The sequence below is a fragment of the Stenotrophomonas lacuserhaii genome (assembly GCF_014836545.1).
Classification (GTDB): Bacteria; Pseudomonadota; Gammaproteobacteria; order Xanthomonadales; family Xanthomonadaceae; genus Stenotrophomonas; species Stenotrophomonas lacuserhaii.
Genome location: NZ_JACSQS010000013.1, coordinates 42,658 through 58,599, shown reverse-complemented (window position 1 = coordinate 58,599; position 15,942 = coordinate 42,658). Strand labels below are relative to the sequence as shown.

Here is a 15,942-nt window from a genome sequence, read left to right as displayed (position 1 = left end):
GATGAACACTCAGATACTCATCAACAACCTTAAGTTTCTCAAACGCTCAGTACGCGAGTCGCCCGATATTATTCGAAACGTGCTCGCTCATATGCGTGGGCCTACGAACATCTGGCCCGACCCGGCAGCGACTCGGGAGAGTCCGGCGCGCGCCTACAGGCTCGCTGAGGACCTTATCCCGGTGCATGTCGTGACGCCGCCCGACGGCCACTACATGACGACCTTTTTCGATGTGAATCCGTTCTCCCCCAGCGGGCGCTATCTTGCCGTTACGCAGGTCCCCTTTATAAACCGTATTCCTATTCCGGGCGACCGCGCGCGCGTTTGCGTAATCGACCTGGATGAGGGGCGTTGTGATGTCATCCATGAGACCGCAGGCTGGGGCGCGCAGCTTGGGGCCAATGTCCACTGGGGGCAAACCGACGATTTGCTTTTCTGCAATGACGTTATCAATGGTCGCGCGACCGGGGTTCGTCTCTCGCGCAACGCAGGTCTTGATCAGGTCTTGGATGGACCGGTCTATGGCATGTCACCGGATGCTCGATATTCGTATGCACCGAACATCGAGTACGTAAACGCTATCATTCCTGGGTATGGCGTAGCAGATCCGCTCCTTAACAAGCCAAGGCAGCGCGAGAAAGCGAGCCGCACCGAGGGAATCTGGCGAACCGATCTTGCGACGGGCAGGAAGGCACTGTTGATCAGCTTGCACGACATTGTTTTGGCTTTAGGTGACCAGAGCGAGCTCGCCGGCGGCAGCTATTATGTCTTCAATGTCAAGGTCAACCCGAGCAACGACCGTCTCTTCGCCGTGATTTTCAGTACGGGCGTCCCGCTCCGTGCAGGAACGCCCGTGCAGCTGATTACGATGAGACTGGATGGCTCTGATGTCCGGCTTGCCATGCCGGATAGGCTCTGGCGCGTCGGCGGGCATCATCCAAACTGGACCCCAGACGGCGAACATATTCTCATGAACCTACGCCCCAAAGGCGAGCAAATGGCGTTCGTGCAGTTTCGCAGCGACGGCAGTGAGCTCAGCATCGTTGCCCCGGGCCATAAGGGCAGCGGCCACCCTAGCATTGACTGCAGCGGGCGCTACCTCCTGACAGACTCTTATACGGTTGAAGGCTTCAAGAACGAGCGGAACGACGTTCCTTTGCGGCTCATCGACTTGGAGAAGAATGAGGAACGACACGTAACCTGGGTACATACAAAGGATCTGCTCGGTCCCCGTCGAATCGATCCCCACCCGGTATGGGCGCCTGATGGCAAGCGCTTCGCTTTCAATGGCACTGTAAATGGCTATCGACAGGTAATGATCGGCGACACACGAGGCCTTCCGAGCAATGGCTAAAAGGCTTCTTGACACACTTGCGACCGTCGTGGCCCGCTTCGGCGGAAAATCAGTGAATCTGCTGGTATTCCTGATCGTGGCGCGCCAGCTCTCTCTCGCAGAGATGGCTATTTACGGCTTCGTTTTTTCAACGACTCTGATATTTTCCACAATGCTCGACCTGGGCATACGCAACTCGTTGGCGGTGTTCGTCGGTCAAGAACCTGACCGCGCTGCGTCCTACACGAGGGCAAGCTTCCTGGTCTGGTGTGTGCTTGCCGCTGTCGGCGTCCCTATTTCCTATATAACCCTTCACCTCTCGTCATTGAGCATCGATATCGCTGCGCTTGCGCCCCCGTTCTCGCTATTGCTGGCGGCGATGCTCTACTTGAGGATGATGCAAGGCACCCTCTTGGGAGAGGGCGACATCAGGTTGTTTAACACCTCGGAGCTGATCTCCCGCTTCGTGCTCCTGCCGTGCACGGTTCTGCTCCTTGCGATCCCCGGAAGCTTCACCCTTATGTCCGCGATGTGGGTTCTGGCCCTGTCGCAGCTGGTCGCCGCGCTCTATCTGTTTGCAAGGCAATACCGCTTCATTTTCCGCCCCTCGGCGAATACGCTGGCCCTGACGCGGAGACTGATCGCCCGGGGATTCGTGTTCATGCTGGCGGTGCTGTTGATGAATGCAGCAAAACGCGTGTCATTTCTGGTTGTGAGCCATGTAGAGCCAGAGGCCGCAGCAGGGCTGTTCTTCTCGCTGCAGCGGTTGACCGAGATCATCACCGAAGTTGGCATGGCAATCGCGGTAGTGGCGTTCTCGTACAGTGTCCGTGCAAGAAGTGTGAACGATGCGGTGGAAGGTAGTGCGGCAATGTCACGCGTTGCCATGGTGCTGTTCACCTTGATTTCGGTAGCCATGGTTGCGAGTTCCAGCATCTCCGTACCGCTTCTGCTTGGTGGCCGCTTCGCCGTCGATGGCTGGCTGTTCCCTCTTCTGGTCGGAACGACGTTGATTGGCGCTCCATGGACAATCCTCTTTCCGAGCCTGTCCGTGGTGCTGTCCCCGGCTCGTGTATTGCTGCTGATGCTCCCGGGAGTTTCGCTCAATATTCTGACGGCGCTGCCATTGACTCGTGCCTACGGACTCGAGGGCGCTGCTCTCTCTATGCTTCTGTCAAACCTTGTCCTTACGGGTTCTTTCCTGGTCTTGTACAAGGTCAAGTTCGGTATACCGATGAATCGGTTCCTCGTTATCGGCCGAAGTGATCTCTCGGGCTTGGGGACGCTTGTCGGCAAAATTACGTCTCGAATCAAGCGTTGACAACCATTTCGCAGGCTAGCGACCAGACTGAGGAAAGTACTCGCATGGGTTTCAGTTCGTACCTAAGAACCACCATACTAGGCGCTCTCATTGCATCGATTTCAGTGCCGGCAACCGTATTGGCAGCCCCCCGCTCTAACGAATGTCCTCCCGTCCCGGCAATGTCCTCGGAAATGGGCATCGTCACGCGTTACAAGGGCCCGTCGGCCGACTCAACCTTCTCGACGCTGGACGCGGCCAAGGTCGAACAACAGAAGCCCGTACGGGATATTCTGAACAGGCCGGTGATGCAACTTAACCGTCTGGCAGATAGCTACGGGCGTGCACCCCGCGATCGTCGGGGAGGCATCGCTCATTGTATTAGCCGGCTTCTGGACCAGATGGCGCAGAAAAAGTTCTTGACGGGTACCACGACTAAAGAAGACTACTATTACCGAGACTGGTTGATGGTCGCCATCACGACGTCGGTGCTGGCCTTGGATGATGTCGACCTAGACGGCGCTATTTCTGCGGCCACGCGTCAGTGGCTCAGCGACACGCTGCGAGCCTCCGATGCATTCTACGAGTCGCAACCTGTTGACAACCACCTCTACTGGCACGGGCTTTCGATGATGCTTGGTGGCGTCCTTCTTCAGGACCGAGCGCGCGTTAGGCTGGGCGAGTCAATTCTTGATCGGGGCATCAAGGGGATCGGAGCAGAGGGTCACCTGCAGGCTGAGCTCGCACGTGGAAAGCGAGCTCTCCATTACCACCTGTTCGCGGCTATTCCGTTGGCAGCGATGGCGGAGATCGCCGGGAGCCCGGCGCAGACACCCGCGCTGCGGCGGCTGGTTGAAACGACGCTCGCTGACATGTCTCGCCCTGACGGCGGTGAAATCGGTAGAAAGTCCGGGGATCAGCTTCCCAGCGACGCAATCAGAGGCCTGCGCGTGGTGGCGAACTTCGTTCCGGAGAGCGGTGTAAGCCACGACTATTTCGTGAAGACCTTGCCGGAGGAAGCCAAAGGCTTCTTTTTCCTCGGTGGCGATGTCCAAAGGTTCGGGCGTGTGGTCTCCAAGGCCCGCAGCATATGGACTGCGATGCCATGAATCCGACAGGAAGCTGACAGGACCACCGCCCACCCGCAGAAATTCCTATATACTGCGCGCCTTGAAACGCGCTCGTAGCTCAGCCGGATAGAGTAGTGGCTTCCGAAGCCATTGGTCGGGGGTTCGAATCCCTCCGGGCGCACCATCTCTTCGCTTCACCCCCCGCGTCCCAGGCCCACGGCCCCGACGCCGCGAGCAGGCCCCCTGAAGGCGTGTTCAGCCACGGCAGCCACGCTTCACACCCCCTCCAACTCCCCTGCGACAGCATCGGCCTCCCACGGGCACCTGCCCGCCTGCAGAGGAGTGGCATCGATGAACATCCTGCGTACCCCGCTTGCCCGGTCCCTGGCCGTAGCTGTCGCCTTCGCCATGGCGGTCCCCGCATTCGCTGCGCCGTCGAACAAGTGGAACGTCGAACTGAAGGGCCGATCCAAGATCGATGGCGAGATCACCCTCGCGGTGACGCCGCAAGCAGGTGAAGCCACCAATGTCGCCATCGCCATCCCGGCCGCCACCAATCACGAAGCGGCCGCGGTGCTGATCTCCAATGCACTCTCCAAGGAGTTCGGTGCGGGCGTCTACAGCATCAAGACCGACGACACCGACGAAGTCGAGATCAAGGCCGTCAATGGCAACCGCGATTTCGATGTGATCGTCGTCCGCAACACGGCAGATGGTCTCGAGCTCAAGCTCGACCGCGATTGAGCCCGGCGGCCCCCGCGTCATGCGGGGGCTTGCCTTGAACCGGCGGCGCATTCCGCATTACAGCCCCCTCCTTGGGCACGTCGCCTTTGACTGATGCCCTGCGCCGCCGTCCATGCGACGTGCCGGCCCTATGCCGGACCCACAACTGCAACTTTGCCCATGTACGCAAAGGCGCCCGACTGATGGGATGAACCTGCTGGCGAGGAAAAGCGCCAACCGGGATTGGCATCCTGTCTGTGGGTGTTTTTTGGCTCTGTTTTGCCCTTTGGGCACGGCGGAGAATGCACTGCATCGTGCACCGTCATACGGTGGGCGATGCGTGGGGATCCCTGATCCGCCGGCCAGCCGAATTGCACGGCATGAGTCATGTCGCGCAGCAGTGCGGCCTCAGCAGCGAGTCCATGCGACGGCAGTTGAATGGCACGCGTCCGTTGTACTTCGACAGCGTGCTGGGCGTCATGCGTGCACTGCGAATCCAGCTGCGGGTAGAGGCCTCCGCCTGAGCCCGCCCAAGTGGCCATTCAAGGGCTTCATACCGGCAGCGTCAGCCGCCGTTGGGCCACATGACGGGCGCATCAAACGGTGCTCACCTGCAGTGGACTCGCTCCTGTCCAAGGTGGTCTCCAACGGCACGGCATCACTCCCGCCGTTCCATTCGACCACTCACACGGAGCACTATCCATGAGCACCCAGTCCAAGATCGAACACAGCCTCAATGACCTGATCGAGATCGCCCGTGATGGTCAGAAGTTCTACAGCGAAGCCGCCACCAAGGTGAAGGACGCCGAACTTGCCGCCCTGTTTACCCGCATCGCCGGCAGCAAGGCCGACATCGTCACCTCGCTGAGCGCGACCGTTGCCGCCACCGGCGGTGAGCCGGCGGAACACGGCACCTTCGTCGGTTCGGTGCAGAAGATGTACGGCAACATCCGCGCCACTCTGGGCGACACCGAGTACGGCTACGTTGCCGAGCTGGAAGAATCCGAAGATCGCCTGCTGAAGGCCTTCAAGGACGTGCTGACCGACAACGACGTGCCGGCCCCGGTGCGCACCGAAGTCACCCGCCTGCTGCCGGAAGTGCAGGAGACCCATGCGGTCATGCGCGCCCGTAAGCACGCAATGAAGTCGTAAGACCTCACGCTGCATCTTTCTGAAAGCCGACGCTGCCTGGCAGCGTCGGCTTTTTCGTGGGCGCCATGAAGTGATGCCCCATCACGGCACCCGCGCACAAACCCACGCGTTCACCTCTTTGCACCCTGCTTTCCGCAACGTCTCCGCACACGCATGCAGCGTGCTGCCCGTGGTCATCACGTCGTCCACCAGCACCACCGCCTCCGGCACCTCCCCCACTACTGCGAAGGCACCGTCCAGGTTGTGCCGGCGCGCATCGGCGTTGCGCTCGGACTGCGGCGCAGTGGCGCGGATCCGGCGGAGTCCTTTCCAGCGCGGTGCGCCGATCAGGCGGGCCAACTCTGCAGCTTGGTCGTAGCCGCGTTGCCGCAGGCGGCGGGGATGGAGCGGCACGGCCACCAGTGGCGCCAGCGGCCACGGCGGTGGATTGAGGGCCATCAACTGCGCCATCAATCGCCCTGCGGCCAGGTCGGAATGGAATTTGTAGCGGATCAGCAGGCCGGATATCGGATCCTCGTAGCGCAGGCTGGCCCAGCAGGCATCCAGCGGTGGCGCGGATTCTTCGCAGTGGAAGCAGAGTTCGTCCGCGTCTTCGTGCAACGGAAGTGCGCAGCGCGCGCAACCGTCGCTGTGCCAGGGGAGGGTCAGGCTGCAGGCACCGCAGAGTTCGTGGCCGCGTTCGCCTGGGTCGGCGCAGATCTGGCAGACCGGGGGGAGCAGGCTGCCCAGCAGGGAATTGGCGAGGGTGCGGAGGGTGGTGGGCAGCGGCATGGTGGGGATGAGCATGCGGTTGGTGGGGGGTGTCTGGTATCGGGAGAGGGCGCGGAGTGCAGCGGGGCTATGCCCCGCCTGTGACGACCAGCGGTCGTCACCCACCGAACGGTTCTGACGGCCAGCGGCCGTCACTACCCGGATGCATTGACGACCAGCGGTCGTCACTACCGACCGGCGGTGGGGGGGCCTCACGGCCCGGCTGGCGGTGGGTTTGTTACGCTATCGGCCCGTTCATCCGTAGTGCGCCCCGATGGCCCGTCCTGATCTGTTCGAGCGAATCCAGACCCTGCGCGCCAGCGTGGACAGCCTGCATTCGGGCGCGCCGGTGCAGGCCGTGGGCCGTCGCGATGGCGTCCGCGTCGAGGTCGATGGCCATGCGCTGACCAGCTTCCGCGGCAGCGACTACCTCGGCCTGGCGCAGCAGTTCGGCGTGGTCAATGCGCTGCAGGATGCAGTCGCGCGCGAAGGCGTCAACGGCGGCGCCGCGCCAGCCGCCGGTGGCCGCCATGCGCTGCACCAGGCGCTGGAAATCGAGGCCGCTGAGTGGCTGGGCCATCCGCGTGCCCTGTTGTTCAGCAGTGCCTACCTGGCCAACCTGGCCGTGCAGCAGGTGCTGCTGTGCGAAGACGGCGATGTCTGCGCGCAGGACCAGCTCAACCATCCCAGCCTGCTCGATGCCACCGCGCTGGCCGGTGCGCGCCTGCGCCGTTACCCGCACCTGGATGCCGAAGGCGCGATGCGCCAGCTCAAGCACGCCGCCGAAGGCGCGGCGATGCTGGCTACCGATGCGGTGTTCTGCATCGATGGCGATAGTGCGCCGCTGCGCTCGTTGACGCTGGTTGCGCGCATGCAGGAGGCGCTGCTGTGCGTGGACGATACGCATGGCATCGGCGTGCTCGGCGAGGGCGGCCGTGGCAGCGTGTCGGCCGCCGGGCTGGGCACCGCCGATGTCCCGCTGCAGGTATTCGCGCTGGATGCCGCACTCGGTGGCTCCGGTGCGCTGGTGGTCGGTGACGCCGCACTGCTGGAGCATCTGGCCGCCACCGCGCGGCCCTATCTGTATTCCCCTGCCCTCTCGCCCGCATTGACCGCCGCATCGCTGGAAGCAATGCGGCTGGCGCGCCGCGATGACTGGCGCCGCGAAAAACTGGTTGAACTGGTCGGCGTGTTCCGCCGCGCCGCGCGTGGCCACGGCCTGGGCCTGATGGCTGCCGAAACGCCGATCCAGTCGCTGTCCTTCGCCACCGATCAACAGGCCATCGCGCTGGCGCAGAACCTGCAGCAGGCCGGCATGTGGGTCGGCACGGTGCCGGCCAGCCTTACCGGCGATGGCGCGGCGCGCCTGCGCGTCAGCCTGTCGGCGCTGCACGTGCCTGCGCAGGTGCAGGCCCTGGTGGATGCGATCGCGCGCGCACGCGACGGCCTGCTCGCCGGCACGCTGCTGCCGGCCGCCGCGCTGGCCTGACCCTGCGCATGCATATCGCCGTCAGCGGCAGCGGCCCGGCGCTGGTCCTGATCCATGGCTGGGCCCTGCAGGGCGACGTCTTTGCGCCGCTGGTGGAACGCCTTTCCGGTCAGCTCACCCTGCACGTGGTGGACCTGCCCGGACATGGCCGCAGCCGCGAAGATGCCACGCCGCTGGAATGCGAATCCGTGGTGGCTGCCATTGCCGCGGCCACGCCGCCGGCGGTGTGGTGCGGGTGGTCGCTGGGCGGCCTGTTCGCGCTGCATGCCGCCGCGACCCGGCCGCAGGTGCAGGGGCTGGTGATGCTGGCCTCCTCGCCACGCTTCGTGCGTGAGGAAAGATGGCCGCATGCGGTGCCGGCACCGGTGTTCGCGCAGTTCGCGAATGACTTGGCCGACGATTTCCCGGCCACGGTGGATCGCTTCCTCGCACTGGACCTGATGAACACAGACCCGGCACGCGCCGACCTGCGTGGCCTGCGCCAGCGCCTGGTGGACGCGGGTGCACCGGCCCCGCGCGTGCTGGAAGCAGGCGCGCGGCTGCTGCAGTCGGCCGACCTGCGCGGTGTGTTGCCGTCGCTGCGCACGCCGAGCCTGTGGTTGCCCGGCCACCGCGACCGACTGGTGCCACCGGCCGCAGCGCATGCCGCCGCCGCAGTGTGCCCGGCCGGTGCAGCGAAGGCGCAGACCATCGCCCACGGTGGCCATGCGCCGTTCCTCGGGCAGGCCGACGAGGTTGCCGCGCAGCTGCAACACTTCATCACGGCGCAGGTAGTGACGGCCGCTGGCCGTCAACCCACAATGCAGTAGTGACGGCCAACCGCCGTCCGCAACAGAAGGTGGACTGACATGGATCTGGGAATCGCCGGCCGTTGGGCTTTGGTGTGCGGCGCAAGCAAGGGCCTCGGCCTGGGCTGCGCGCGTGCGCTGGCGGCGGAGGGCGTGAACGTGGTCATCGTCGCCCGTGGCGAGCAGGCCCTGCAGCAGGCTGCCAATGCCCTGCGCGCCCTCCCCGGTGCCGGCCAGGTGGTTGCGGTGGCCGCCGATGTCACCACCGAAGCCGGCCGCGCCATCGCGCTGGCCGCCTGTCCGCAGGTGGACATCCTGGTCACCAACGCCGGCGGACCACCGGCCGGTGACTTCCGCCAGTTCGAACGCGAGGACTGGATCGCCGCGCTGGATGCCAACATGCTCGCGCCGATCGCCCTGATCCGCGCCACGGTGGATGGCATGATCGCGCGCGGTTTCGGCCGCATCGTCAACATCACCTCTTCGTCGGTGAAGGCGCCGATCGACATCCTGGCCTTGTCGAACGGTGCGCGTTCCGGGCTGACCGGCTTCGTCGCCGGGCTGGCGCGGCGCACGGTATCGGCCAATGTCACCATCAACAATCTGCTGCCGGGCCAGTTCGACACCGACCGCCTGCGCGGCAACTTCGCCTTCATGGCTAGGCAGCAGAATGCCGATGCGGAGACCATCGCCGAGCAGAAACGCCGCCACATCCCCGCCGGGCGCTTTGGCCAGCCGGATGAGTTCGGCGCAGCCTGCGCGTTCCTGTGCAGTGCACAGGCCGGCTACCTGACCGGACAGAACCTGCTCATCGACGGCGGCGCCTACCCGGGCACGTTCTGACGCCGCACCCTGCTCCACCGAGACCCGCATGAACCAGCGCACCGACCCCCGCCCCGATCCCCGCCACGTGCGCCGCGCATTCTCCCGCGCTGCCACCACCTACGATGCCGCCGCCGCGCTGCAGCGCGAGGTGCAGCAGCGCCTGATGGAATCGCTGGAGTACCTGGAAGCCCGCGTGCCGGAGGTGGTGCTGGATGTCGGTGCGGGCACCGGGCATGCCAGTGCGCTGATGAAGAAGCGCTGGCCGAAAGCGCAGGTGATCGCACTGGACGTGGCCGAACCGATGCTCGCCCAGGCCAAGCGCCAGGCCGGCTGGTGGAAGCCCTTCCAGCGGGTGTGCGCCAGTGCGACGGCGTTGCCGCTGGCCGACAACAGCGTGGATGTGATCTTCAGCAATCTGTGCCTGCAGTACGTGGATGACCTGCCGGCGGTGTTCGCCGGCTTCCGCCGCGTGCTCAAACCCGGCGGGCTGCTGCTGTGTTCCACCTATGGGCCGGAGACGCTGATCGAGCTGGCCGAAGCCTTCCACGTCGCCGACGAGCAACCGCACGTGAGCCGCTTCGCGCCCATCGCCCAGTTCGGCGATGCGTTGATGATGGCCGGCTTCCGCGACCCGGTGCTGGACCGCGATCTGTTCACCCTGACCTACGACGATCTGCCGGCGCTGATGGCCGAACTGCGCGCGCTGGGCGCGACCAACGCGCGGCTTGATCGGCGGCGCGCACTGACCGGGCCGGGCCGTTTCAAGGCGGCCGCGGCGGCGTATGAACCGATGCGGCGCGCCGACGGCAAGCTGCCCAGCAGCTGGGATGTCATCTATGCCCACGCATGGGCGCCACAGGCCGGCGCGCCGATCCGCGAACAGGGCCAGGACATCGCGGCGGTGCCGCTGTCGGCGATCCCGATCCGCCGCCGGCCGGGTTGAAACCGCCGCGCTCCGCGCTCGCGGTAGCGCCGAGCCATGCTCGGCGGCTCTTCGTCCGGACAATGCGCCGGCGGATACTGGCCGCGCTCCGCGCTCGCCGAGCATGGCTCGGCGCTACCACGGCGGGCTACCGCGTGGCCTGCACGAACAGGTCGCGGTGGAAGAAATAGATTTCCTGCGCCAGGAAGCGCCAACTGGTGTGGAAGCTGCGGAAGCGCGTGCTCGGCGTGGACGAGGCCAGCGCATCGATGCCCATCGCCCGGCTCAGCCGCAGCGCGCGTGCCATGTGCAGCGGATCGCTGACGATGATCACCCTGTGCAGCCCGCGCTGGTCCATCAGCCGCTTTGCTTCGACCAGGTTCTGCACGGTGTTGCGTGACTGCGTTTCGATCAGGATCGCCTTCGCCGGCACGCCCTGCTTCAGCGCGTAGCGCCGCGCCACCTGTGATTCGGAAAAGCGCGCACCACTGCCGCCATAGCCGCCAGTGAAGATCAGCAGCGGCGCATAGCCGGCTTCGTACAGGTCAAGCCCGTGGCGGATGCGCTCTTGGAACACCGGCGATGGCTTGGCGTCATAGGCGGCGGCACCGAGCACGATGATCGCATCGGCCTTGGCCGCCTGGTCGCGCTCGCCGATCCACATGATCCAGCCGGTCACGCCCAGCAGCCACACCACCACCAGCACGAACAGGCGCCACATCCAGCCCAGCAGGCCGACACGGTGGCGGCTCATGCGGCCGACCAAGGCAAGGCGTCGATGTCCACGTTGCCGCCGGACAGCACCAGCCCCACGCGCAGGCCGACGAAGCGTTGCGGCTGCGCCAGTACTGCAGCGAAGGCAATCGCCGAGGACGGTTCCACGGTCTGCTTGAGCACCTGCCACAGCAGGCGCATGGCGGCCACGGTGGCGGCATCGTCGACCACGATCACCTCCGTGCACGCCGCCTGCAGCACCTGGAAGTTGGGCGCGCCGAGCGTGCCACGCAGTCCGTCGCAGACGGTATCGGGCACGAAGTCGATGCGACGTTCACCGGCCTGCAACGAGCGCGCGGTATCGGCAGCGCCGACCGGTTCGGCCAGTACCAGCCGGGTCTGCGGGGACACCTGCTGCAGCGCCAGCGCCGTGCCTGCGGCGAGTCCACCGCCACCTACCGGTACCACCAGCACGTCAAAGGGCCCTTCGGCCTGCAGCAGTTCCAGAGCGGCAGTTCCCTGCCCGGCAATCACCGCCGCGTCGGTATACGGGTGGACCAGCGTGGCGCCGGTATCGGCCTGGACCTGGGCGCACATTGCTTCGCGTGCGGCGATGGTCGGCGCGCACTGCCACAGCGTGGCGCCGTGGCGGGCGATGTTGGCCAGCTTGGCGGCCACCGCGCCTTCGGGCACCACCACGTGGCAGGCAATGCCACGGGTGAGCGCGGCCAGTGCCAGCGCGGCGCCGTGGTTGCCGGACGAATGGGTGACCACCCCGGCCGACGCCTGCTCGGCCGGCAATGACCACACCGCATTGCAGGCACCACGGAACTTGAACGCGCCGCTGCGCTGCAGGTGTTCGGCCTTGAACGCCAACTGCGCGCCGGCCAGCGCGTCGAGCGTCTGCGAGCGCAGCACGGGCGTCACGGCCGCATGCGCGGCGATCCGCGCGGCGGCTTCAAGTACGGCGTGGGCGGGGGGTGGTGGCGCCTCGTTCATCTGCAAAGATTAACGTATGCCCCCACCCGCTCGCAGCGCCTGTCGCGGACCCCATCGGGCCGATTGCCAACCATTCATGCTTGCGCGGGTGAATTTATCGGCGATTCAATGCGAAAGGCTAAGCTGGAGACCTTACCCTTGGGGGGCCGTACCATGAAGATGCGCTTGATCATTGCCGGAGGCCTGTTGCTGGCCTTGTCCGGCTGCGCCACGTATGACTATGTCGGCAGTGGCGGTGGTGGCGGCGGCAGTGGGTACTACCATGGCTCCCCGTCCACGGAATACCGTTACCCGGCGGGTTATCCCTACGGCTACGGCGGCAGCCCCTATGGTTACGGCAGCGGCTACTACGGTCGTGGCTATTACGGTGGCGGCTATGGCTATGGGTACCCGGTCTATCGCCCCTACCCCAATTATCGTCCGCCGCACCATGGCCACCGTCCGCCGGGCAATCGTCCGCCGCCCGACCGTCCGCGTCCGCCGAACACCCGCCCGCCGGGCAACAACGGCGGATCGCCGTGGCGCAACCTGGATTCCAACACGCGTCCGTCGCGTCCGCCGCAGGGCCAGGGCATGAGCCGTCCCCAGCCGCAGCAGGTACGCCCGTCACCGCCGCCACGCCCGGCCTCGGCACCGCGTCCCAGTGGTTCGCCGTGGCGAAATTTGAACCGCGCCACAGAACGACAGCAGGAGCGGTGATCGGCTCTTGAACCTTCCGCCGGGAAGGTTCAAAGTAGGCCCGGATTGACCCGCCGCGTCCAAAAGTGACAAAGTCGACGCAGCCGGTCATACGATCTACGTCGATATCCGCCAGGAACATCTGGATCCCCCCTGTTCCGGCCCTGTCGGATGTCGGCACCTAAAAAGACAAGGCCCCGCGCAAGCGGGGCCTTGTTGTTTCAGCGTCTGTTGCAGGTGAAACGGCCTTGCTCCGGTGTTCCGGAAAAAACAGGGCCGGACAGTCCCCCGACTGCCGGCCCTACGCTTCCCCAATGTGCATCTGGACCAGCCCCTGTTCCAATTCCGGTCCGTAGCGCCAATGGCGCCGATCACGCTGGGTGCTAAGGATATATCTGCAGGTTCCATGCCAACTTTAGGGTTGATTCACGAATCTGCCCGGATTTCTGTCCGGCGGGGGCGAAAGGAATCTGACCCCGGCCACGATTGGCGTTAAAATCGCCACCCTCCAAGGCGCCTGCGCCTGCCCAACCGATGGCTGCGGCCACCCCTGCCTTCCCCATGACCGACTCCTTCCATCGTTACGACGTCATCGTCATCGGCGGCGGCCACGCCGGCACCGAAGCGGCGCTCGCCGCGGCACGCGGTGGCGCGCGCACCCTGCTGCTCACCCACAACATCGAAACCGTGGGCGCGATGAGCTGCAACCCGGCGATCGGCGGAATCGGCAAGGGCCATCTGGTCAAGGAAATCGATGCGCTGGGCGGGGCGATGGCGCACGCCGCCGATCGCGCCGGCATCCAGTGGCGCACCTTGAACGCCTCTAAGGGGCCGGCGGTGCGCGCTACCCGCTGCCAGGCCGACCGCAACCTGTACCGCATGGCGATCCGCGCCATCGTGGAAGCGCAGCCGAACCTGACCGTGTTCCAAGCCGCCGTGGATGACCTGTTCATCGAGGGCGACCAGGTGCGTGGCGTGCTCACCCAGACCGGCCTGCGCTTCGATGCGGCAGCGGTGGTGCTGACCGCCGGGACCTTCCTGGCCGGCAAGATCCACGTCGGGCCCACCCAGTACGCCGCCGGCCGCATGGGCGATCCGCCGGCCACCACGCTGGCCGCGCGCCTGCGCGAACGCCCGTTCCAGGTGGACCGGCTGAAGACCGGCACGCCGCCGCGCATCGATGGCCGTTCACTGGATTACAGCGTGATGGACGAGCAGCCCGGCGACGATCCGCGGCCGGTGATGTCCTTCCTCGGAACGGTGGATGAGCATCCGCCGCAGGTCAGTTGCTGGATCACCCATACCAGCGCGCGCACCCACGACATCATCCGCGAGTCGCTGCATCGCTCGCCGCTGTACAGCGGGCAGATTGAAGGCATCGGCCCGCGTTACTGCCCGTCCATCGAGGACAAGGTGGTGCGCTTCGCCGAAAAGGAAAGCCATCAGATCTTCGTCGAACCCGAAGGCCTGGGTATCGTGGAGATCTACCCCAACGGTATTTCGACCTCGTTGCCGTTCGATGTGCAGCTGGCGATGGTGCGCAGTATCCGCGGCTTCGAGAGCGCGCATATCACCCGCCCCGGCTACGCCATCGAATACGACTACTTCGATCCGCGCGGCCTGAAGGCATCGCTGGAAACCAAGACCGTGGGCGGGCTGTTCTTCGCCGGCCAGATCAACGGCACCACCGGCTATGAAGAAGCCGCCGCGCAGGGCCTGCTGGCCGGGCTGAATGCCGCCCGTCAGGTGCGTGGGCTGGACGGCTGGTGCCCGCGCCGCGATGAAGCGTACCTCGGCGTGCTGGTGGATGACCTGATCACCCACGGCACCACCGAGCCGTACCGCATGTTCACCAGCCGCGCCGAATACCGGCTGCAGTTGCGCGAAGACAATGCCGACCAGCGCCTGACCCCGGTCGGCCGCGAGATGGGCCTGGTGGACGACCGCCGCTGGGCGGCGTTCGAGACCAAGCAGGCGGCGGTGGGCGCCGAAAGTGCGCGGCTGCGTGCGCTCTGGGCAACGCCCGGCAATGCCCTGGGCCGCGAAGTGGAACAGGTGCTGGGCGTGGCGGTGAGCCGGGAAACCAACGTGCTGGACCTGATCAAGCGCCCGGAACTGGACTACGCCAAGCTGATGCAGGTGCCCTCGCTGGGCCCGGGCGTGGACGATGCCAAGGTGGCCGAGCAGGTGGAGATCGGCGTCAAGTACGCCGGTTACCTGGACCGCCAGCGCGATGAGATCGAGCGCCAGCAACGGCATGAATCCACCCCGATCACCGAGGGCTTCGATTATGCGATCGTGCGCGGGTTGTCGGCCGAAGCGCTGCAGAAACTCGAACGCGTGCGGCCGCAGACCATCGGTCAGGCCCAGCGCATCCCCGGCATGACCCCGGCGGCGATTTCGCTGTTGCTGGTGCACCTGGAACGTTCGCGCCGCGGACGCGTGGCGTAAGGCGGCGGGCCTGCGGGCCGCTGCGCTCGCCGAGCATGGCTCGGCGCTACCCTTATGGCCGGGCATGGCTCGGCGCTACCTTTTCTGCCGGGCTGGGCTCGGCGCTGTACCGGAGAACCCGATGAACCCGCTACGCCCCTTCCGCGACAAGATGCCGGTGCTCGGCGCGCGTGCCTACGTAGACCCTGCCTGCACGATCATCGGCGATGTGGAAATCGGCGAGGATGCTTCGGTGTGGCCGGGCACGGTGATCCGCGGTGACGTCAACTTCGTGCGCATCGGTGCACGCACCAACGTGCAGGACGGCACCATCATCCATGTCAGCCACCACAGCCCGTTCAACAAGGCCGGCTATCCCACGCTGATCGGCGAAGGGGTCACTGTCGGCCACGGCTGCATCATCCATGCCTGCAGCATCGGCGACTACAGCCTGATCGGCATGGGCGCCTGCATCCTCGATGGGGCCCGGGTGGAGAAGCACGGCTTCGTCGGCGCCGGCGCGGTGGTGGGTCCGGGCAAGGTGGTCGGTGAAGGCGAACTGTGGGTAGGCAACCCGGCCCGCCCGGCGCGCATGCTGAAGGACAGCGAGATCGAAGCGCTGCACTATTCGGCCGACCACTACGTGCGGTTGAAGGACGAGTACCTGGGCTGAGGCCCAGCTGCGGTAAAGCGAACTTCCGTTGGCTCGGTGGCCGCGGCAACCTGCTAAAGTCAGACTCCGACCCAGGATGACGTCGAGACTCACATG

Annotated in this window: 16 protein-coding genes and 1 tRNA gene; 14 read left to right on the top strand and 3 right to left on the bottom strand. The window is 65.4% G+C overall.

What is annotated here, in order from left to right:
- The first annotated feature begins 1 nt into the window (after nt 1).
- From H9654_RS12690 to H9654_RS12660, 7 genes are all read left to right on the top strand, one after another.
- Nucleotides 2-1,354 (top strand): TolB family protein, encoded by a 1,353-nt coding sequence (locus H9654_RS12690; RefSeq protein WP_191771127.1) that lies wholly within the window; start codon nt 2-4, stop codon nt 1,352-1,354.
- Nucleotides 1,347-2,654 (top strand): oligosaccharide flippase family protein, encoded by a 1,308-nt coding sequence (locus H9654_RS12685; protein WP_225212045.1) that lies wholly within the window; start codon nt 1,347-1,349, stop codon nt 2,652-2,654. Before H9654_RS12690 ends, H9654_RS12685 begins: the two co-directional genes overlap by 8 nt.
- 173 nt (nt 2,655-2,827) lie before the next feature.
- On the top strand, nt 2,828-3,742 hold the full coding sequence (locus tag H9654_RS12680; RefSeq protein WP_191771125.1) for an alginate lyase family protein: 915 nt from the start codon (nt 2,828-2,830) through the stop codon (nt 3,740-3,742).
- A gap of 68 nt (nt 3,743-3,810) precedes the next feature.
- A tRNA-Arg gene (locus H9654_RS12675) sits at nt 3,811-3,887 on the top strand.
- 167 nt (nt 3,888-4,054) lie between these two features.
- Nucleotides 4,055-4,447: a hypothetical protein gene (locus H9654_RS12670; RefSeq protein WP_101116297.1), complete on the top strand. Its 393-nt coding sequence runs from the start codon at nt 4,055-4,057 to the stop codon at nt 4,445-4,447.
- 281 nt (nt 4,448-4,728) lie between these two features.
- A complete protein-coding gene (locus H9654_RS17950) occupies nt 4,729-4,950 on the top strand; it encodes a hypothetical protein (protein ID WP_343237805.1) in 222 nt (73 codons plus the stop codon).
- Between the two features lie 178 nt (nt 4,951-5,128).
- Complete coding sequence (locus tag H9654_RS12660; RefSeq protein ID WP_042613224.1) at nt 5,129-5,578, top strand: PA2169 family four-helix-bundle protein; 450 nt, start codon at nt 5,129-5,131, stop codon at nt 5,576-5,578.
- A gap of 81 nt (nt 5,579-5,659) precedes the next feature.
- Here the strand turns inward: H9654_RS12660 and H9654_RS12655 are convergent, their stop codons facing one another.
- The gene (locus H9654_RS12655; RefSeq protein WP_225212044.1) at nt 5,660-6,364 is read right to left on the bottom strand and encodes a ComF family protein; all 705 of its coding nucleotides are present in this window, start codon (nt 6,362-6,364) and stop codon (nt 5,660-5,662) included.
- 238 nt (nt 6,365-6,602) lie between these two features.
- Between H9654_RS12655 and H9654_RS12650 the strand changes: the two genes are divergently transcribed.
- The 4 genes from H9654_RS12650 to bioC are packed head-to-tail and all read left to right on the top strand — an operon-like array spanning nt 6,603 to nt 10,373.
- Nucleotides 6,603-7,817, top strand: coding sequence for an aminotransferase class I/II-fold pyridoxal phosphate-dependent enzyme (locus tag H9654_RS12650; RefSeq protein ID WP_191771123.1), 1,215 nt, complete (start codon nt 6,603-6,605; stop codon nt 7,815-7,817).
- Between the two features lie 8 nt (nt 7,818-7,825).
- Nucleotides 7,826-8,626: a pimeloyl-ACP methyl ester esterase BioH gene (bioH, locus tag H9654_RS12645; RefSeq protein ID WP_191771122.1), complete on the top strand. Its 801-nt coding sequence runs from the start codon at nt 7,826-7,828 to the stop codon at nt 8,624-8,626.
- A gap of 39 nt (nt 8,627-8,665) precedes the next feature.
- Entirely contained in the window at nt 8,666-9,448 is a 783-nt protein-coding gene (locus tag H9654_RS12640; RefSeq protein ID WP_191771121.1) for an SDR family oxidoreductase, read from the top strand.
- A gap of 28 nt (nt 9,449-9,476) precedes the next feature.
- Complete coding sequence (gene bioC / locus H9654_RS12635; RefSeq protein WP_191771120.1) at nt 9,477-10,373, top strand: malonyl-ACP O-methyltransferase BioC; 897 nt, start codon at nt 9,477-9,479, stop codon at nt 10,371-10,373.
- A 127-nt stretch (nt 10,374-10,500) separates the two neighbouring features.
- On the opposite strand, the gene H9654_RS12630 is transcribed toward bioC, so the two are convergent.
- Both H9654_RS12630 and H9654_RS12625 read right to left on the bottom strand, forming a co-directional pair.
- A complete protein-coding gene (locus tag H9654_RS12630; RefSeq protein WP_191771119.1) occupies nt 10,501-11,106 on the bottom strand; it encodes a YdcF family protein in 606 nt (201 codons plus the stop codon).
- On the bottom strand, nt 11,103-12,065 hold the full coding sequence (locus tag H9654_RS12625) for a pyridoxal-phosphate dependent enzyme (protein WP_191771118.1): 963 nt from the start codon (nt 12,063-12,065) through the stop codon (nt 11,103-11,105). Before H9654_RS12625 ends, H9654_RS12630 begins: the two co-directional genes overlap by 4 nt.
- Nucleotides 12,066-12,218: 153 nt before the next feature.
- On the opposite strand from H9654_RS12625, the gene H9654_RS12620 reads away from it, so the two are divergent.
- The 3 genes from H9654_RS12620 to H9654_RS12610 all read left to right on the top strand — a co-directional run bounded on the left by H9654_RS12620 (nt 12,219) and on the right by H9654_RS12610 (nt 15,846).
- The gene (locus H9654_RS12620) at nt 12,219-12,764 is read left to right on the top strand and encodes a hypothetical protein (protein WP_191771117.1); all 546 of its coding nucleotides are present in this window, start codon (nt 12,219-12,221) and stop codon (nt 12,762-12,764) included.
- 540 nt (nt 12,765-13,304) lie between these two features.
- Nucleotides 13,305-15,194, top strand: a complete 1,890-nt coding sequence (gene mnmG, locus H9654_RS12615; RefSeq protein ID WP_191771116.1) for a tRNA uridine-5-carboxymethylaminomethyl(34) synthesis enzyme MnmG — start codon at nt 13,305-13,307, stop codon at nt 15,192-15,194.
- 121 nt (nt 15,195-15,315) lie between these two features.
- Nucleotides 15,316-15,846: a gamma carbonic anhydrase family protein gene (locus tag H9654_RS12610; RefSeq protein WP_182656299.1), complete on the top strand. Its 531-nt coding sequence runs from the start codon at nt 15,316-15,318 to the stop codon at nt 15,844-15,846.
- Nucleotides 15,847-15,942: the final 96 nt, after the last annotated feature.